Here is a 19,319-nt window from a genome sequence, read left to right as displayed (position 1 = left end):
CATACAATAACCACAGCTCAAGGTGATCTCACATGCCGCATCCTTCCCAGCGTCACCCGACTTCCGCCCGCATTCGCCGTCCGCTGGCCATGATGGGCGTGGTCGGCTCTCTGCTGGCCACCTCGACCTCAGCGGCACTCGCTGATGACAGGCCCCTGCGCAGCATCGACCCCGGCCATGGCACCGACAAGGTCGTGGTCGCCCACCGAGGCGCCTCGGGCTACCTGCCGGAGCACACCCTCGCGGCCAAGGCGATGGCCTACGCCCAGGGCGCCGACTTCCTCGAGCAGGATGTGGTGATGAGCAAGGATGACCAGCTGGTGGTGCTGCACGACCGCTTCCTGGACCGCGTGACCAATGTCGCCGAGGTCTTCCCCGAGCGTGCGCGTGATGATGGCCGCTACTATGCCATCGACTTCACGCTGGACGAGCTGCGCAAGCTGGCGTTCAGCGAGGGCTTCACCGTCAAGGATGGCGAGCAGGTCGCCGACTACCCTGAGCGCTTCCCGCTGGGCAAGTCGCACTTCGGCCTGCACACCCTGAGTGAAGAGATCGAGATGATTCAGGGCCTGAATCACTCCACCGGACGCGATGTCGGCCTGTATGTGGAGATCAAGGCGCCCTGGTTCCACCAGTCGGAAGGCAAGCAGGTCTCGCGAGCCGTGCTCGAGATCCTCAAGCAGTACGGCTACGTCGCGCAGGATGACAATGCCGTCGTGCAGGTCTTCGATCCCAATGGCCTCAAGCGCATTCACGACACGCTGCAGCCCGAACTGGAGATGGACCTGCGTCTGGTGCAGCTGATGGGCGAGACCAGCTGGGACATGACCTTCCAGCCGGATGCGGAGGGCAAGCTTGAGCCCTACGACTATGACTGAATGTATCAGGAAGGCGGCATGCAGCGCATCGCCACCTACGCCGATGGCATCGGGCCGTGGAAGCCGATGGTGATCGAGGACAGCTCGACCCGGGACGACATCAAGGTCACACCAATGGTCGAGGAAGCCCATGCGCAGGGCCTGATCGTGATGCCCTACACCTTCCGCCTCGATGAAGGGCGCATCCCCGACTGGGCCAGCGATTACGACGACATGCTGCGCGCCTTCTTCGTCGACGCCGGGGTCGATGGTATCTTCACTGACTACCCGGACCGCGCCGTGCAGTGGCTGAAGCAGCACGGTGATGCTCTGTAAGCAGCCCTTCAAGACAGGCAGTCCTTGGCAGGGGAACATCAAAAAGCCGGACTCCGTGAGGAGTCCGGCTTTCTCGTCCTGCCTGTTTCTCGTCCTGCCTGATCGTCAGCGCTCGCTGTCAGTTCACGATATCAGCATCGACACGTGATGAGCGCTGCCTTCATTGACCCGCCGCTTCGGCGGCCAGTCCCTTGAGCAGCCCGGCGATCTTGTCCAGCGGCAGCTTGCAGTCGCCCAGATCATGACGGTTGGCCATGTACTGCGGGTCATTCCACTCGATCACGCTGCCGCCCTCCACGGCGCGAATCAGCATCTTCTGCGGCAGGTCCAGGGCGGCCGCCCCGTTGCACTGCATCAACAGAGTGCCCACCTTGGGATTGCCGAAGATGACGGTATGCGTCGCGGGCAACTCCATGCCGACCTTCTCGGCACCCGCCTCATGATCAATGACGCTGAACAGCGTCAGCCCCTTGGCCTTGAGCGCCGTCTCGAGACGCGCCTGGACGCTGGCGACATCATCACGACTGGTCACCGACTCGATGCCCTTGGCAGGCACCTGCATGCTCGCTGAAGCTTCAGGGGCGGAGGCTGCCGCCGCGCCGGAATCTGCACTGGCAGACAGCGGCATGCCAGCAGCCAACGGCAGGGACAGCAACGCCAGCAGGCGCGCGGAGCGCGTGAGGGCGGGGAATGACTTGAGCATGGAACATCCTTATCAGTGAGTCGTGTTGCGCCGTGGGGCATCTGCACGTGTCGCTTGGTCAGGTGCCAATGAACAGTCATCAGATTAGCAACTGCTTGATATGAACGCACCTGCCCCGCCTGCATCAGCCGAAAAACCTCTCCCCTCGCCTGCGCCACCGGCCGCAGGTAGCCCCGCCGACATGCACTCGGGAGAGACTGGCGGCGGCCAGAAACGAAAAAAGGGCAGGCCCTATGGGCCTGCCCTTTCGGTGACATGCGATCCGCTTGGCGCCGATCGCTGTCAGGAGATCAATGGCTTACCAGCCAGTGACTTCCTTGATGGCATCGCCGATCTGCGCGAGTGAACGCACAGTCTTGACGCCAGCCGCTTCCAGAGCCGCGAACTTCTCGTCGGCAGTACCCTTGCCGCCGGAGATGATGGCGCCTGCATGGCCCATGCGCTTGCCCGGAGGCGCAGTCACACCAGCGATGTAGGAGACGACCGGCTTGGTGACGTTCGCCTTGATGTAGGCAGCGGCTTCTTCTTCAGCAGAACCGCCGATCTCGCCGATCATGACGATGGCTTCGGTCTTCGGGTCCTTCTCGAACATCTCGAGGATGTCGATGAAGTTGGAACCCGGAATCGGGTCGCCGCCGATGCCGACACAGCTGGACTGACCGAAACCGTGGTCAGTGGTCTGCTTGACGGCTTCGTAGGTCAGGGTGCCGGAACGAGACACGATACCGACCTTGCCCGGCTGGTGGATGTGACCCGGCATGATACCGATCTTGCACTCACCCGGAGTGATGACACCCGGGCAGTTCGGACCGATGACGCGCGCGCCCAGCTCGTCGCACTTGACCTTGACTTCCAGCATGTCGAGAGTCGGCACGCCTTCGGTGATGCAGACGATCAGCTTGATGCCTGCATTGGCCGCTTCAAGGATGGAATCCTTGCAGAACGGTGCCGGCACGTAGATGACGGACGCTTCAGCGCCAGTCTCGGCAACGGCTTCGGCGACGGTGTTGAACACCGGCAGGCCCAGGTGAGTCTGACCACCCTTGCCCGGCGTCACGCCACCGACCATCTTGGTGCCGTAGGCGATGGCTTGTTCAGAGTGGAAGGTACCCTGGCCGCCAGTGAAGCCCTGGCAGATCACCTTGGTGTTCTTGTCGATCAAAATGCTCATTACTTGCCCTCCGCAGCTTTGACAACCTGCTGCGCCGCGTCAGTCAGGCTGGTAGCAGCGATGATGTTCAGACCGCTTTCGGCCAGCTTCTTGGCGCCGAGTTCAGCGTTGTTACCTTCCAGACGCACCACGACCGGCACGTTGACACCGACCTGCTCGACGGCACCGATGATGCCTTCGGCGATCATGTCACAACGCACGATACCGCCGAAGATGTTCACCAGAACAGCTTTGACGTTGTCGTCGGACAGGATGATCTTGAATGCTTCTGCAACGCGTTCCTTGGTAGCACCGCCACCCACGTCGAGGAAGTTGGCCGGCTTGCCGCCAGACAGGTTGACGATGTCCATGGTGCCCATCGCCAGGCCTGCGCCGTTGACCATGCAGCCGATGTTGCCGTCGAGGGCAACGTAGTTCAGTTCGAACTTGGCAGCATGCGCTTCACGCTCGTCTTCCTGAGACGGATCGTGCATCGCCTGCAGGTCCGGGTGACGATAGACGGCGTTGGCGTCGATGTTGATCTTGCCGTCGAGGCAGTGGAGGTTGCCTTCGTCGGTGATGACCAGCGGGTTGATTTCCAGCAGCGCGAAATCCTTGTCGGCGAACATCTTCGCCAGACCCAGGAAGATCTTGGTGAACTGCTTGATCTGGGTCGGGTTCAGACCCAGCTTGAAGGCCAGTTCACGCGCCTGGTACGGCTGTGCGCCGACCAGCGGATCGATCTCGGCTTTCAGGATCTTTTCCGGCGTCTCTTCAGCAACCTTCTCGATTTCCACGCCGCCTTCGGTGGAAGCCATGAAGACGATGCGACGAGTGGTGCGGTCAACGACGGCGCCCAGGTACAGCTCTTCGGCGATGTCGGTGCAGTTCTCGACGAGAATCTTGGTGACCGGCTGACCGTTTTCGTCAGTCTGGTAGGTCACCAGGTTCTTGCCCAGCCACTGGGTCGCGAAGTCGGAAGCGGCTTGTGCGCTGTCGACCAGCTTGACGCCGCCAGCCTTGCCGCGGCCACCTGCGTGGACCTGTGCCTTGACGACCCACTTGTCGCCGCCAATCTTCTTGCACGCTTCAGCAGCGTCTTCCGGGGTGTCAACGGCAAAGCCCTTGGACACCGGCAGGCCATAGTCGGCAAAAAGTTGTTTTGCCTGATATTCGTGAAGGTTCATCGTGTCATGCCATTGGTTGCATTAGACTCGAACGGCAGTCGCAAGATGCCACTGCCACCGTTCGCCCCGGCCTGGCCGGGGCGACGCGCCTCTTGTTCGGAAGGACGCTTACTTGCGCTTCTTGCGGTTTGCGATGTGAATCGCATGCCCGTCAACGGCCAGCGCGGCTTCGTGCACGGCTTCCGACAGTGTCGGGTGAGCCGTGCAGATCAGTGCGAGGTCTTCGGCGCTTGCGCCGAACTCGAGGGCAGTCACACCCTGTGCGATCAGCTCACCGGCATGCTGGCCGATGATGTGAACGCCCAGGACGCGATCAGTCTCAGCGTCGGCAATGATCTTGGCCAGACCTTCAGTGGCATTGTTGGCCATGGCACGACCGCTTGCCGCGAACGGGAAGCTGCCGGTCTTGACTTCGATGCCTTCGGACTTGGCTTGCTGTTCGGTCTTGCCGACCCACGCCACTTCCGGGAAGGTGTAGATGATGCTCGGGATGGCGTCGTAGTTCATCTCGGCCTTGTGGCCAGCGATGATGTCGGCAACCATCACGCCCTCTTCAGAGGCCTTGTGCGCCAGCATCGGGCCACGCACCACGTCACCGATGGCGTAGACGCCCGGGACGCTGGTCGCGCACTGGTCGTCGACGTGGATGAAGCCACGCTCGTCCAGATTGATGCCGACATCGCTGTCGAGCAGGCTCTGGGTGTACGGACGACGGCCGACCGCGACGATGATCTTGTCGAAGGTCTGTTCCTGTTCGCCGTTGGCGTCGGTGTACTTGACGACGACTTCGCTGTCCTTGATGTCGGAACCGGTCACGCGGGCACCGAGCTTGATGTCCAGACCCTGCTTCTTGAGCAGCTTCTGGGCTTCCTTGGCGACGGCCGCATCGACCATCGGCAGGAAGCTGTCGACCGCTTCCAGCACGGTGACTTCAGAACCGCAACGGCTCCACACGCTACCGAGCTCGAGGCCGATGACACCGGCACCGATGACACCCAGACGCTTCGGCGCTTCGTCGAACTCGAGCGCGCCGGTGGAATCGACGATCAGACCTTCGGTCAGCGGCGTCGGCGGAATCTCGACCGGCACGGAGCCGGACGCGATGACGATGTTCTCGGCTTCGTAGGTCGCCTTGCCACCGTCGTGATCGGTCACTTCGACCTGCTTGTTCGGCAGCACCTTGCCGGTACCTTCCAGCGCGGTGACACCGTTGGCCTTGAACAGACCGGAGATACCGCCGGTCAGGTTCTTCACGATCTGCGCCTTGCGCTCGATCATCTTGGCCACGTCGATCTCGACGCCGTCGGCCTTGATGCCCAGTTCGGCGAACTCATCACGCGCTTCGACGTACTTGTGCGAGGTTTCCAGCAATGCCTTGGACGGAATGCAGCCGACGTTCAGGCAGGTACCGCCGTGAACGACCTTGCCTTCCTTGTTGACCCACTTCTCGACGCAGGCGGTCTTCAGACCCAGCTGAGCAGCGCGGATAGCGGCAACATAGCCACCAGGGCCAGCGCCAATGACGATCACATCAAATTTATCGGCCATGTCTCTTCCTGTTGGTGCAGTTCGATTCGGGTTGGCAACCCGGCGAGTGTCAGTGCCACCCGCCGGGGCCGCTCACGCCCTCGAGATCCTCAAGGGCGTGAGACATTGCGGTCTCAGACGTCGAGCAGGAAACGAGCCGGATCTTCCAGCAGGTCCTTGATGGCGACGAGGAACTGGACTGCATCCTTGCCATCGATCATGCGGTGATCGTAGGACAGTGCCAGATACATCATCGGACGGATGACGACCTGACCGTTCACGGCCATCGGACGCTCCTGGATCTTGTGCATGCCCAGGATGGCGGTCTGCGGCGGATTCAGGATCGGGGTGGACATCAGGGAACCGAAGATGCCGCCGTTGGTGATCGTGAAGGTACCGCCCTGCATCTCATCGATGCCCAGCTTGCCGGCGCGGGCACGCTGACCGAAGTCGACGATGGTCTTTTCGACATCGGCGAGCTTCATGCTGTCGGTATCACGCAGCACCGGCACGACCAGACCGCGGTCGGAAGACACGGCCACACCGATGTCCTGGTAACCGTGGTAGACGATGTCGGTGCCGTCGATGGAGGCATTGACGTCCGGGAAGCGCTTGAGCGCTTCGGTGGCCGCCTTGACGAAGAAGCCCATGAAGCCGAGCTTGGTGTCGTGCACCTTCTGGAAGGTGTCCTTGTACTGCTTGCGCAGTTCCATCACCGCGCTCATGTCCACTTCGTTGTAAGTGGTGAGCATGGCGGCGGTCTGCTGGGCATTGACCAGACGCTTGGCGATGGTCTGACGCATGCGGCTCATCGGCACGCGCTTCTCGGGACGCTCGCCCTCGAAGGTCGGTGCAGACTTCGGCGCGGCCTTGGCATCAGACTTGGAAGCGCCGGACTTGGCAGCCGGCTTGGCAGCGGACTTGGCTGCAGTGCCTTCCTTGACGGCCTTGGCCACGTCTTCCTTCAGCACGCGACCGCCCTTGCCGGTACCGACCAGCTTGCTGACGTCCAGATCGTGCTCGGCCAGCATCTTGCGCGCTGCCGGGGCGAGGATCTTGTCGCCGACCTTCTCGTCCTGACCTTCGTCAGAGCCGGACTTGTCGTCGCTTGCCTCAGCGGCCGGCGCGGCGCCACCGGAAGCACCAGCGCTGAACAGTGCCAGCACGGCTTCGGTCTCGCAGGTATCGCCTTCCTCGACCTTGATCTCGCTCAGGGCGCCGTCGGCCGGAGCCACGACTTCCAGCACGACCTTGTCGGTCTCGATCTCGACGATCAGCTCGTCGCGCTCGCAGGCTTCACCAACCTTCTTGTGCCAGGTGGCGACGGTACCTTCAGCAACGGATTCCGGGAAGCTCGGCGCCTTGACTTCCAGCGTCTTGCCTTCGCCACCGGCGGCCGGCTTGCTTTCGGCCTTGGCGTCGTCCTTGCTCTCTTCAGCGGCGGAGTCGTCCTTGGCGTCTGAAGATGCAGCGGCGTCTGCATCACCGATGGAGCCCAGCACTTGCTCGGACTCGCAGGTATCGCCTTCCTGAACCTTGATCTCGCCCAGGGTGCCGTCCTGCGGTGCGACGACTTCCAGCACGACCTTGTCGGTCTCGATCTCGACGATCAGCTCGTCACGCTCGACGCTGTCGCCGGGCTGCTTGTGCCAGGTCGCCACAGTGCCTTCGGCGACGGATTCCGGAAAAGACGGCGCTTTGATATCGATAGCCATTGGAGTTCCTTAACTCAATTCTCTCTCGGTGCCCTTGCGGGTCGCGAGCCTTTACTTGTTGAAGGCGTCGTCGACCAGCTGGCGCTGCTGCTCGTTATGAACGGACATGTAGCCCGCGGCAGGTGCCGCAGAGGCCGGGCGTCCGGCGAAGTCCAGGCTCATGCCAAGCCCCTGACGGTGCTGCTCAGCGACCTGACGCATATGGTGCTGACTCTGATACCAGGCACCCTGGTTGAGCGGCTCTTCCTGGCACCACATCACCTGCTCGAGATTCTCGTAGTCGGCGATGGCGGCCTGGAGATCTTCCTTCGGGAAGGGATAGAGCTGCTCGACACGGATGACGGCAACATCTTCACGGCCCTGCTCGGCGCGATAGGCGGCCAGGTCATAGTAGACCTTGCCCGCACACAGCACGACGCGCTTGACCTTGGAAGCTTCCAGGTTGCCCTTGTCGGACAGCACCATCTCGAAGCGGCCATCGGCCAGTTCGTCGAGGGTGGAAGTCGCTTCCTTGTGACGCAGCAGAGACTTGGGTGACAGCACGACCAGCGGCTTGCGCAGCGAGCGGATGACCTGACGACGCAGCAGATGATAGATCTGCGCCGGTGTGGTCGGCATGCATACCTGCATGTTGTGCTCGGCACACAGCTGGAGGTAACGCTCGAGGCGTGCGGAGCTGTGCTCCGGGCCCTGGCCCTCGTAGCCGTGCGGCAGCAGCATGGTCAGACCGCACAGGCGGCCCCACTTGCTCTCGCCGGAGGAGATGAACTGGTCCATCACCACCTGGGCGCCGTTGGCGAAGTCACCGAACTGGGCTTCCCACACGACCAATGCCTTGGGCATGGTGGTGGCATAGCCATATTCAAAGGCCAGCACCGCCTCCTCGGAGAGGTAGGAGTCATGGATGGTAAAGGTCGCCTGACCATCCTTGATGTGCTGCAGCGGCACGTAGGTGTCGCCATCCTTCTGGTTGTGCACCACCGCATGACGGTGGGAGAAGGTACCGCGACCCACGTCCTGACCGGTGATACGCACCGGATGGTCGGCATCGACCAGGGTGGCGTAGGCCAGTGTCTCGGCGAAGCCCCAGTTCAGCGGCATGCCACCAGCGGCCATCTTGCGACGATCTTCGTAGATCTTGTTGACCTGACGCTGGACCGAGACGCCGTCCGGCACTTCGCACATCTTGTTGGCGAGGGCCTGCAGCTGCTTCATGTCCATCGAAGTATCGGCAACGCCGGTCCACTCGTGGCCCAGGTACGGCGTCCAATCGACGAACAGACCGGTGTTGGGCTGCTTCACCAGCGCATTGGCAACGTGGTTGCCGGCATCCAGGTCGGCACGGTACTGATCGACCAGGTGCTTGGTCTCTTCCGCGCTGAGCACGCCTTCCTCGACCAGACGGTCCGCATACTTCTCGCGGGCAGTCTTCTGGGACTTGATCTTGGCGTACATCAGCGGCTGGGTACCGGACGGCTCGTCGGCTTCGTTGTGACCGCGCTTGCGGTAACACACGAGGTCGAGCACGACGTCACGCTTGAACTGCTGACGGTAGTCGATGGCGACCTGAGCGGCGTGCAGCACGGCGTCCGGATCATCTCCATTGACGTGGATGATCGGCGCCTGAACCATCTTGGCGATGTCGGTGCAGTATTCGGTCGAGCGAGCATCATCGGCACGCGAGGTGGTGAAGCCCACCTGGTTGTTGATGACGACATGCACGGTACCGCCCGTCTTGTAGGCACGGGTCTGCGACATCTGGAAGGTTTCCATGACCACGCCCTGACCGGCGAATGCCGCGTCACCGTGGATGGAGATCGGCAGTACGCTGTCGCCTTCGCTGTCTTCGCGACGGTCCTGACGGGCACGCACGGAGCCTTCCACCACCGGAGAGACGATTTCCAGGTGCGACGGGTTGAATGCCAGCGCCAGGTGGACTTCGCCACCCGGGGTCATGACATTCGAGCTGAAGCCCTGGTGGTACTTCACGTCGCCGGAACCCTTGGCAATCTGCTTCTTGCCATCGAATTCCTCGATCAGCTCTGACGGGCTCTTGCCCAGCAGGTTGACCAGCAGGTTGAGACGGCCACGGTGGGCCATGCCGATCACGACTTCCTTGGTACCGTACTTGCCGCTGCGCTGGATCAGCTCATCCATCATCGGAATGAAGGATTCGCCGCCTTCCAGACCAAAGCGCTTGGTGCCCGGGTACTTGCTGGCGAGATAGCTCTCGAGGCCTTCGGCGGCGGTCAGACGTTCCAGCACGTGATGACGGACATCGCGTGAGAAGTTCGGCTTGGAACGTACGGACTCGAAACGCTGCTGCAGCCAGCGCTTCTCTTCCGTGTTGACGATGTGCATGAACTCGGCGCCGATGCTGCGGCAGTAGGTCTGCTCCAGCGCGGCGTGGATTTCCTTGAGCGGTGCAACATCCTTGCCGAGGAACAGCGAGCCGGTCTGGAACTCGACGTCCATGTCAGCGGCGGACAGCTGATGGAAGGACAGTTCGAGGTCCGGTACCGGTGCCGGCTTGCGCAGACCGAGGGGATCGATATCCGCCTTCTGGTGGCCACGGAAGCGGTAGGCGTTGATCAGCTGGAGAACACGAACCTGCTTCTTGTTCTCGCTGCTTTCGCCCGCAGAGACAGCCACCGGGCGGCGACTGTTGCGACCCATCTCGTAGAACTGATCACGGATCGGCGCTAGCGGAACATCCTGGGAGGGGCTGCCGTCATGACGCGGCAGAGTATCAAAGTAGTTGCGCCACTCGTCGGGAACCTCATTCGGGTCGACAAGATAACGCTCGTAGAGATCTTCTACGTAGTGGACATTCCCCCCGCTCATATGGGAAGTGCGCCACATCAACTCCATTGTGCCTTCTTGCATCTCTCGGTCACCCTGACTGATGGGGTGGGGTAGGCGCCTGACAAGCGCTGTCGGCGTCACTCGATTATGCCCTGTATGGCGAAACCATGGAGGCCTTCACCATCTGAGTCTTCTTTTATCGTCAAAAGCCGGTGCACAAGGCACCGGCTTCAGCAAGCTGTGCGCTGCGACAAGGTGTGACACCCTGCCGCAGCTGACGTGCATCATAGCAAGCTAAGGCGCGGCTTTTAAGTGGCGTTTGCCAGCAAAAGCTCACGAATCTTGCCGATGGCACGTGTCGGGTTCAGACCCTTGGGGCAAACCGCGACACAATTCATGATTCCGCGACAACGGAATACGGCAAACGGGTCGTCCAGCTCGCTCAAACGCTCCTTGGTGGCGGTGTCACGCGAGTCCGCCAGGAAGCGATAGGCCTGCAGCAGACCGCTCGGACCGACGAACTTGTCCGGGTTCCACCAGAAGGACGGGCAGGCAGTCGAGCAGCAGGCACACAGGATGCACTCGTAGAGACCGTCGAGCTTGTCACGGTCTTCCGGCGACTGCAGACGCTCGATGGCCGGCGCCGGCGTGTCGTTGAGCAGGTACGGCTGGATGCGCTCGTACTGCTTGTAGAAGATGCTCATGTCGACGACCAGGTCACGCACGACCGGCAGGCCCGGCAGCGGACGCAGCACCAGCTTGTTGTCCTTGACGACTTCGGACAGCGCGGTGACACAGGTCAGGCCGTTCTTGCCGTTCATGTTCATGCCGTCCGAACCACAGACGCCTTCACGGCAGCTGCGACGATAGGCCAGCGAGCTGTCCTGTTCCTTGAGCATTTCCATCACGTTCAACACCATCAGGTCACGACCCTGGGTGTCGACCTGAAACTCCTGCATGTACGGCGCAGTATCGGTTTCAGGGTTGTAGCGGTATATGGATACCTGAAGCATGGTTTCCCCTCCGGGCAAACGGGTCAGGTGCGTGCGGTGACCTGCACGCACCTCGATCACGGCGAACTCAAGCGAGAGTGAACTCGAGCGAGTGCGAACTTGGTCTGAAGCAAGGCGCGGCGTCCCGAGTGGGTCGCGACGCGCGCCTAGGGTTCAGACTCAGTAGGTACGAATCTTCGGCTCGAAACGCTCGACGGTCTTCGGCGCGAAGTTCACATCACGCTTGCCGACACGCTTCTCGTTCGGGAAGAACAGAGAATGCTTGAGCCAGTTCTCGTCATCACGATCCGGGAAGTCGTAACGGGAGTGAGCACCACGGCTTTCCTTGCGGGTCAGGGCCGCAATGGCAGTGGCTTCCGCCACTTCCATCAGGTTGTCCAGCTCGAGAGCTTCGATACGCGCGGTATTGAAGACCTGAGACTTGTCGGACAGACCCGCCTTGGCGATACGCTCACGCAGATCGGACAGCTGCTTGACGCCCTCTTCCATCTTGTCTTCCTGACGGAAGACACCGAAGGAGTTCTGCATGATCTGCTGCAGTTCGCGCTTGAGTTCCGGCACGGATTCGCCGCTTTCGGACTCGTTCCAGCGGTTCAGGCGCACCAGGGCTGCATCGATGTCGCTCTGCGTCGGCTCGAGGTACTCGACACCTTCGTTGAGCGCGCTTTCGATGTACTTGCCCGCGGCGCGGCCGAAGACGACCAGATCCAGCAGCGAGTTGCCGCCCAGACGGTTGGCACCGTGAACCGACACACAGGCCACTTCACCCACGGCATAGAGGCCGTTGACGATGCGGTCGCTGCCGTCTTCGTTCTGTGCGATGGCCTGACCGTGCACGTTGGTGGCGATGCCGCCCATCATGTAGTGGCAGGTCGGCACGACCGGGATCGGCGCGTTGGTCGGGTCGACGTGCGCGAAGGTCTTGGACAGCTCGGAGATACCCGGCAGGCGCTTGTTCAGCACTTCCTCGCCCAGGTGATCCAGCTTCAGGAAGACGTGGTCGCCATTCTCACCACAGCCACGGCCTTCGAGGATTTCCAGCACCATGGAGCGCGCGACGACGTCACGGCCCGCGAGGTCCTTGGCGTTCGGCGCATAACGCTCCATGAAGCGCTCGCCGTCCTTGTTGACCAGGTAGCCACCTTCACCGCGGCAACCTTCGGTGACCAGCACGCCCGCACCGTGAATCCCGGTCGGGTGGAACTGCCACATTTCCATGTCCTGGACCGGCAGGCCGGCACGCAGTGCCATGCCGATACCGTCGCCGGTGTTGATCAGGGCATTGGTGGTGGAGGCGTAGATACGGCCCGCACCGCCAGTGGCCAGAACGGTGGCCTTGGACTTCACGACCACGGTCTCGCCGGTCTCGATGCACAGGGCAATCACGCCGACGATATCGCCGTTGGCATTCTTGACCAGATCGATGGCGTACCACTCGTCGAGGAAGACGGTGCCGTTCTTCAGGTTGGCCTGGTACAGAGTGTGCAGCAGGGCGTGACCGGTGCGGTCAGCCGCGGCGCAGGTACGAGCCGCCTGGCCGCCCTTGCCGAAGTCCTTGGACTGGCCACCGAACGGACGCTGGTAGATGCGGCCGTTGTCGAAACGGGAGAACGGCAGACCCATGTGCTCAAGTTCGAAGACCGCTTTCGGGCCTTCGGTACACATATATTCCGCAGCGTCCTGATCAGCGATGTAATCGCCACCCTTGACGGTGTCATACATGTGCCAGCGCCAATCATCATTCGGATCAGCAGAAGCGATGGCACAGGTGATACCGCCCTGGGCAGAGACAGTATGCGAGCGGGTCGGGAAGACCTTGGACAGCACGGCGGTCTTCTTGCCGGACTGGGACAGTTCGAGACCGGCACGCAGGCCAGCGCCGCCGCCGCCGATGATGATCGCGTCGAATGTCAGGCTACGCATGGTGGACATGTATCAGGCTCCCCACAGGACTTGAACGCCCCAGACCAAGAAGATGAACAACGCAAGGATGACGAAGACCTGGAAACCGAAACGCAGTGCGGTCGGCTTCATGTAATCGGTCGCCACGGTCCACAGACCGATCCAGGCGTGTGCGGCAATCGAGATGAATGCCATCAGAGAGAAGATGCGCATCGCCGTGTTCTCGAACAGACCACTCCAGGTGGTGTAATCGAGGTTCGGATGGAGCAGCAGGTAGCCGACCATGAACACGGAATAGACTGCCAGAATCACGGCAGAAACACGCTGCAGCACCCAGTCGGACAGACCGCTGCGGCTGAAATTGGTGATGTTGTTTACCATACCCAGACTCCCGCCAGGACCACGAGAACAGCACTGATCACGACAGTGACCTGCGCCTTGCGATTAGCACTTTCCAGTTCGACACCAATATCCATGTCCATCAGCAGGTGCTTGATGCCAGCCACGAAGTGGAAACCGAGGGCAGACAGCAGGCCCCAGGCCACGATCTTGGCCAGGAAGTTGGTCGCCAGGGTGTCGCGCACTGCCTCGAACCCTTCCGGGGAGGACAGCGAGGCATCGAGTGCCCACAGCGCAAATACCAGGCCCACGAACAGAATCACGCCGGTAATACGGTGGGTGATTGAAGTCAGCGCAGGGAGAGGGAACTTTATCGTCGTCAGATCGAGATTTACGGGTCGTTTGCTATTCACGGCTCTTACACACTCTCTTGGCCCAACACGGACGCAAGCCCGCAGGGGCGGTGGTTTGAGGAAGGGTCTCGGGCGCAGGCCATCCACGGTACCGAGCCGAATTTCCCGCCAGTCGCGCGACGGTGGATTATAGGGGTTGGCCATTGGCATGACAAATGGCATGACGTCGCAGGGCCGCAACCACGGATTGCACAAAATGCAGTGAACAGGACGCGACCTGACGCCACGGGATACGTAAACGTCGGGGAACTGACGCACAGCAGCATGGCGCGCGTCTCTACGCCGTGTGGCGAATTGACAATCTTTCGCGGGCTTCTATAGTGGGCGGGATTGATGCAAGCCCGGCATGGCAAGCAAGTCAAAGAGTTACGCGAATAATGAGGAGGTCGGCATGACTGACAAGAAAGCGACATTGACAGTAGACGGTATCGACAAGAGCATCGAGTTCCCGGTCTATTCCGGCACGCTCGGCCAGGACGTCATCGACGTTCGCGGCCTGACCGCCGAAGGCATGTTCACCTACGACCCGGGCTTCGTCTCCACTGCCGCCTGCGAATCATCCATCACCTTCATCGATGGCCAGAAAGGCGTGCTGCTGCATCGCGGCTACCCCATCGACCAGCTGGCCAAGAGCTCCAACTACATCGAGCTGTGCTACCTGCTGCTGTTCGGAGAGCTGCCGAGCGACGAGGAATACGACAAGTTCGCCCAGCTGATCAGCAACCACACCATGGTGCATGAGCAGATCGTCAACTTCTTCAAGGGCTTCCGTCGCGACGCCCACCCGATGGCGATCCTGTGCGGCGTGGTCGGTGGCCTGGCCGCCTTCTATCACGACAACCTGAACATCACCAACGAGAAGGAACGCTACGTCAGCGCCGTGCGCCTGATCGCCAAGATGCCGACCCTGGCGGCCATGTGCCACAAGTACAACATCGGCCAGCCGTTCATGTACCCGCGCAATGACCTCTCCTACGGCGAGAACTTCCTGTACATGATGTTCGGCAACCCGTGCGAGGAGTACAAGATCAACCCGGTGTTCGCCAAGGCGATGGACACCATCTTCATGCTGCACGCCGACCACGAGCAGAACGCCTCGACCTCTACCGTGCGGCTGGCCGGCTCCACCGGGGCCAACCCGTTCGCCTGCATCAGCGCCGGTATCGCGGCACTGTGGGGCCCGGCACACGGCGGCGCCAACGAAGCCGTGCTGGCCATGCTCGACGAGATCGGTGAAGAGTCCGAGGAAAACATCCAGCGCTTCATCGACAAGGCCAAGGACAAGGAAGACCCGTTCAAGCTGATGGGCTTCGGTCACCGCGTCTATCGCAACTTCGATCCGCGCGCCAAGGTCATGAAAGAGACCTGCGACGAAGTGCTGGAGCAGCTGGGCATGGCGGACGACCCGCAGCTCAAGATCGCCAAGCGTCTGGAACAGATCGCGCTGGAGGACGAGTACTTCATCGAGCGCAAGCTGTACCCGAATGTCGACTTCTACTCCGGCATCATCCTCAAGGCGATCGGCATCCCGACCAACATGTTCACGGTCATCTTCGCCATGTCGCGCACCATCGGCTGGATCTCCCACTGGAACGAGATGATCGCCGGCGGCCACCGTATCGGCCGTCCGCGCCAGCTCTACACCGGCCACCCGCAGCGCGACTACCCGGCCAAGTAACCCAGCACCAGGCAACATCGGGTCATTCGCCTGCAGGACAGACCGCCTCTTCGGAGGCGGTTTTTTTTGGCCTGTTGCCTCTCATGCGCGTAGCCCCTGCCTGACAGCAAGCCATAAAGCCGCCCCATCCCCGCCCCGGACGTGCTAGCGTGCTGATGTACCGGCCTATTCACGTCCTGTGCGCGCCGGCACGCCATGCGCCCCACCGCGAGCGGCGCAACCTCATTCCTGATTGATGGCAAGGAGCCCCCAGCATGTCAGACACACACACAACGCCACGTACCGCCACCTTCATCGGACTCGGTGTCATGGGTTACCCCATGGCCGGCCACCTGAAACGCGCTGGCCTGGAGGTGCGGGTCTACAACCGCACACGTGCACGCGCCGAGCAGTGGAGCGAGGAGTACGGCGGCAGCCATCACGCCACCCCGCGAGAAGCCGCCGAGGGCGCCGATATCGTGCTGATGTGCGTGGGCAATGATGATGACGTGCGCAGCGTCACCTACGGCGACGACGGCGTGCTGGCCGGCATGACGAGCGGCAGCCTGCTGGTGGATCACACCACCGCCAGTGCCGACCTGGCACGCGAGCTGGCCGCCGCCGCGGCCGAGGCCGGCATCGGCTTCGTCGACGCACCGGTGTCTGGCGGCCAGCAAGGCGCCGTGAATGGCGTGCTGACCATCATGTGTGGCGGCAGCGAGGCGGATTACGCGCGTGCCGAGCCGGTGCTGACGCACTACGGTCGCATGGTGAAGCGCATCGGCGAGACCGGTGCCGGCCAGACCACCAAGATGGTCAACCAGATCTGCATTGCCGGGCTGGTGCAGGCGCTTTCCGAGGGCCTGCACTTCGCCGAGCAGGCCGGACTGGATCGCGAGGCGGTGATCGAAGTGATCTCCAAGGGCGCCGCCGGCTCCTGGCAGATGGAAAATCGTCACGCCACCATGCTCAAGGACGAGTACGATCACGGCTTTGCCGTCGACTGGATGCGCAAGGACCTCGACATCTGTCTGGCGGAAGCACGCCGCATCGATGCCAGCCTGCCGGTGACCGCGCTGGTCGATCAGTTCTATGCCGACGTGCAGGCCATGGGCGGCAATCGCTGGGACACCTCCTCGCTGCTCAAGCGCCTCTCCAGATGAAGCGGGTCTGAATACACACGAGCGAGCTGAATCGCATCACACGGCCTCGCACTGAAAACGCCTCATTCCAACGCCATATGGACGCGGGAATGAGGCGTTTTTTCATGCCGCAGCGCAACATCCCAGACAGCAGCGGCGCTCATGATGTTTTTCCACACTATCTGTGGATAACCTCGTTGATAACCCCTAGACAAGCGCGGCGAACCAGCATGACAGCGGGCTTACCAACAGATTGCACAAAATTTAACCAGCGCATAAACCATTGATATAAAAGAAATTTTTCGTAACACGACGTAAGCGCCAGCCGCAGGGGCCGCACTTTGGGAAGAGATGCAGGGGGAGATGTGACAGCGCGCGAACAGTGGACAAGACACGGGGTCTGTCAAGGGCGACTTGGGGATAACATGCTTTTCTGCCGACACACAGGCTGTGCATAAGCCAGAATCAGGGACAAAAAAAACACACCCCGCAAGGTGTGCTTTTTTGTTGACTTCACGAGACCTGAAAGGTGACTCGAGATGTCTGAAGAGTGGCGTCCCATAGGGGGTTCGAACCCCTGTTACCGCCGTGAAAGGGCGGTGTCCTGGACCACTAGACGAATGGGACGCAGTCGCTTGAGAAACTTGGTGGAGCCTAGCGGGATCGAACCGCTGACCTCAACACTGCCAGTGTTGCGCTCTCCCAGCTGAGCTAAGGCCCCGTCTCTCAAGAACGAGGCGTATCTTACTGATAACCCTCGGGGTCGTCAACTTCTTTTTCACACAATTCTCATCGTGCTGCTGATCAGCACTGAAAGCGCTGTTCAGCGCCCTGCTGCAAGACATGGCCCCCATGACGACATACGTCACGGGGGCCATCATCTGCACATCGCAGACACCCTTGCAGGTCGCGATATTCTTACAGGTCGCGATATTCTTACAGGTCGCGATATTCCTTCTCGAAGCGCTTGGCGGCCTTCTTGGAGACGCCACCCAGCACGGCCACGGCGTGACGCAGACGCGCGCGCGTCATGTCGGAGCCCAGAATGACCATCGCGTCCATCACCGAGGTGGAAGTCGCCGAGCCAGTCACCGCCACGAATACCGGTGCCAGGAAGTCCTTCATCTTGAGCCCGAAGTGCTCGGAGAGCAGCTTCACTTCCGCCAGCAGATGCTCCTTGTCCCAGCGGCTCACGGCTTCAAGCTTCCAGGTCAGGAACTGCATCTGACGCACCAGGTCTTCGCCTTCCAGCTTCGCCTTGGCGAAGTCGTCCGGCGTGATGGCCGGCAGACCGGAGAAGAAGTGGCCGGCCAGCGGAATCGCCTCGGACAGCGTCTCGATGCGCGGCTTCACTTCCGGCAGGATCTGCTTGACGTAGGACTCGTTGAAGGCCCACTGACGCAGCTCGCTAAGCAGCTCGTCCTCGGACAGATCGCGGATGTAGAGACCGTTCAGCCAGCTGAGCTTCTCGACATCGAACACCGGGCCACCCAGCGAGACACGCTGGATATCGAAGTGCTCCTGCATCTCGCTCAGGGTGAACTTCTCGCGCTCGTCCGGCATGGACCAGCCGAGACGACCGAGATAGTTGATCACCGCCGCCGGCAGGTAACCCATGCGACGGTAGTAGAGGATCGACGTCGGGTTCTTGCGCTTGGACAGCTTGGTCTTGTCCGGATTGCGCAGCAACGGCATGTGGCACAGTTCCGGCATCTGCCAGCCGAAGTATTCATACAGCAGCTGATGCTTGGGCGCCGAGTTGATCCACTCCTCGCCACGCAGCACGTGGGTGATCTCCATCAGGTGATCATCCACCACGTTGGCCAGGTGGTAGGTCGGCATGCCGTCGGACTTGAGCAGGATCTGCGCATCGACCTGGGCCCACTCGACCTCGATCTCGCCACGCAGCATGTCCTTGACCACACAGGTGCCGCTTTCCGGCACGTTCATGCGGATGACGAAGGGCGCGCCCGCCGCTTCACGACGTGCCACTTCTTCTGCCGGCAGCGCGAGATCGGACGGCTTGAGCGCCATGTGCAGACCTTCGGCCTTGCGCGACTCGCGCAGCTCGTCCAGCTCTTCACTGGTGCGATAGCACTTGAAGGCATGGCCGGCATCGATCAGCTGCTGGCAGTGTCTGGCGTAGATGTCGCCACGCTCACTCTGACGGTACGGGCCGTGCGGACCGCCGACATCCGGGCCTTCGGCCCATTCGATGCCCAGCCAGCGCAGCGAGTCGAGGATCATCTGCTCGGATTCGCCGGTGGAACGCGTCTGATCGGTATCCTCGATACGCAGAATGAACTCGCCACCGTGCTGACGAGCGAAGCACTGGTTGAACAGGGCGATGTAGGCGGTGCCGACGTGGGGATCACCAGTCGGCGACGGTGCGATGCGCGTACGAACGGTCATGTGGAGTCCAGTAGTTCGAGAAGAGAGGGCAACAAGCGTCTCGGCAATGACTGACTGCCGAGCCGTGAAATCACGCTGCTGTCTCAGCAGCAAGTGCTGGGGCATATTATACGCAAGGTGAAGATGTGCGACAGTGCGTCGCCGTGTACCAACGCTCTCTC

General features: G+C 61.4%; 13 protein-coding genes, 2 tRNA genes and 1 pseudogene. 3 read left to right on the top strand and 13 right to left on the bottom strand.

The window, feature by feature from the left end; genetic code table 11:
* Positions 1 to 32: 32 nt before the first annotated feature.
* A pseudogene (glpQ, locus tag H2O77_RS02575) lies at positions 33 to 1,193 on the top strand (glycerophosphodiester phosphodiesterase).
* Positions 1,194 to 1,353: 160 nt separating this feature from the next.
* Here the strand turns inward: glpQ and H2O77_RS02565 are convergent.
* From H2O77_RS02565 to sdhC, 10 genes are all read right to left on the bottom strand, one after another.
* A complete protein-coding gene (locus H2O77_RS02565) occupies positions 1,354 to 1,896 on the bottom strand; it encodes a DUF302 domain-containing protein (protein ID WP_107335512.1) in 543 nt (180 codons plus the stop codon).
* A 298-nt stretch (positions 1,897 to 2,194) separates the two neighbouring features.
* A complete protein-coding gene (gene sucD / locus H2O77_RS02560) occupies positions 2,195 to 3,067 on the bottom strand; it encodes a succinate--CoA ligase subunit alpha (RefSeq protein WP_043333998.1) in 873 nt (290 codons plus the stop codon).
* Positions 3,067 to 4,233 (bottom strand): ADP-forming succinate--CoA ligase subunit beta, encoded by a 1,167-nt coding sequence (gene sucC / locus H2O77_RS02555; protein ID WP_043333999.1) that lies wholly within the window; start codon positions 4,231 to 4,233, stop codon positions 3,067 to 3,069. The genes sucD and sucC overlap by 1 nt, the downstream gene beginning before the upstream one ends.
* Positions 4,234 to 4,341: 108 nt before the next feature.
* Positions 4,342 to 5,781 carry a dihydrolipoyl dehydrogenase gene (lpdA, locus tag H2O77_RS02550; RefSeq protein ID WP_043334000.1) on the bottom strand — a complete coding sequence of 480 codons (1,440 nt, stop codon included), beginning with the start codon at positions 5,779 to 5,781 and terminating at the stop codon, positions 4,342 to 4,344.
* 113 nt (positions 5,782 to 5,894) lie between these two features.
* Positions 5,895 to 7,475, bottom strand: a complete 1,581-nt coding sequence (gene odhB / locus H2O77_RS02545; RefSeq protein WP_215823839.1) for a 2-oxoglutarate dehydrogenase complex dihydrolipoyllysine-residue succinyltransferase — start codon at positions 7,473 to 7,475, stop codon at positions 5,895 to 5,897.
* Positions 7,476 to 7,526: 51 nt separating this feature from the next.
* On the bottom strand, positions 7,527 to 10,361 hold the full coding sequence (locus H2O77_RS02540) for a 2-oxoglutarate dehydrogenase E1 component (protein WP_215823838.1): 2,835 nt from the start codon (positions 10,359 to 10,361) through the stop codon (positions 7,527 to 7,529).
* Between the two features lie 227 nt (positions 10,362 to 10,588).
* A complete protein-coding gene (locus H2O77_RS02535) occupies positions 10,589 to 11,293 on the bottom strand; it encodes a succinate dehydrogenase iron-sulfur subunit (RefSeq protein ID WP_043333105.1) in 705 nt (234 codons plus the stop codon).
* 159 nt (positions 11,294 to 11,452) lie between these two features.
* Positions 11,453 to 13,225, bottom strand: a complete 1,773-nt coding sequence (gene sdhA / locus H2O77_RS02530; protein WP_043333106.1) for a succinate dehydrogenase flavoprotein subunit — start codon at positions 13,223 to 13,225, stop codon at positions 11,453 to 11,455.
* A 3-nt stretch (positions 13,226 to 13,228) separates the two neighbouring features.
* On the bottom strand, positions 13,229 to 13,576 hold the full coding sequence (gene sdhD / locus H2O77_RS02525) for a succinate dehydrogenase, hydrophobic membrane anchor protein (RefSeq protein WP_043333107.1): 348 nt from the start codon (positions 13,574 to 13,576) through the stop codon (positions 13,229 to 13,231).
* Positions 13,570 to 13,947 carry a succinate dehydrogenase, cytochrome b556 subunit gene (gene sdhC / locus H2O77_RS02520; protein WP_043333108.1) on the bottom strand — a complete coding sequence of 126 codons (378 nt, stop codon included), beginning with the start codon at positions 13,945 to 13,947 and terminating at the stop codon, positions 13,570 to 13,572. Before sdhC ends, sdhD begins: the two co-directional genes overlap by 7 nt.
* A 391-nt stretch (positions 13,948 to 14,338) precedes the next feature.
* On the opposite strand from sdhC, the gene gltA reads away from it, so the two are divergent.
* Together gltA and H2O77_RS02510 are read left to right on the top strand one after the other, a co-directional pair.
* Positions 14,339 to 15,625, top strand: a complete 1,287-nt coding sequence (gene gltA, locus H2O77_RS02515) for a citrate synthase (protein WP_043333109.1) — start codon at positions 14,339 to 14,341, stop codon at positions 15,623 to 15,625.
* Between the two features lie 254 nt (positions 15,626 to 15,879).
* Entirely contained in the window at positions 15,880 to 16,767 is an 888-nt protein-coding gene (locus H2O77_RS02510; RefSeq protein ID WP_215823837.1) for an NAD(P)-dependent oxidoreductase, read from the top strand.
* A 530-nt stretch (positions 16,768 to 17,297) separates the two neighbouring features.
* Here the strand turns inward: H2O77_RS02510 and H2O77_RS02505 are convergent.
* The 3 genes from H2O77_RS02505 to gltX form a co-directional block, all read right to left on the bottom strand.
* Positions 17,298 to 17,373 (bottom strand) — tRNA-Glu (locus tag H2O77_RS02505).
* An 18-nt stretch (positions 17,374 to 17,391) separates the two neighbouring features.
* Positions 17,392 to 17,467, bottom strand: a tRNA-Ala gene (locus H2O77_RS02500).
* A 215-nt stretch (positions 17,468 to 17,682) separates the two neighbouring features.
* Positions 17,683 to 19,158 carry a glutamate--tRNA ligase gene (gltX, locus tag H2O77_RS02495; protein WP_043333111.1) on the bottom strand — a complete coding sequence of 492 codons (1,476 nt, stop codon included), beginning with the start codon at positions 19,156 to 19,158 and terminating at the stop codon, positions 17,683 to 17,685.
* Positions 19,159 to 19,319 lie beyond the last annotated feature (161 nt).

Origin of the sequence: Cobetia sp. 4B, assembly GCF_018831605.1 — a bacterium.
Classification (GTDB): Bacteria; Pseudomonadota; Gammaproteobacteria; order Pseudomonadales; family Halomonadaceae; genus Cobetia; species Cobetia amphilecti.
The sequence above is the reverse complement of the archived record's forward strand: the minus strand, read 5'-3'. Positions and strand labels throughout refer to the sequence as shown.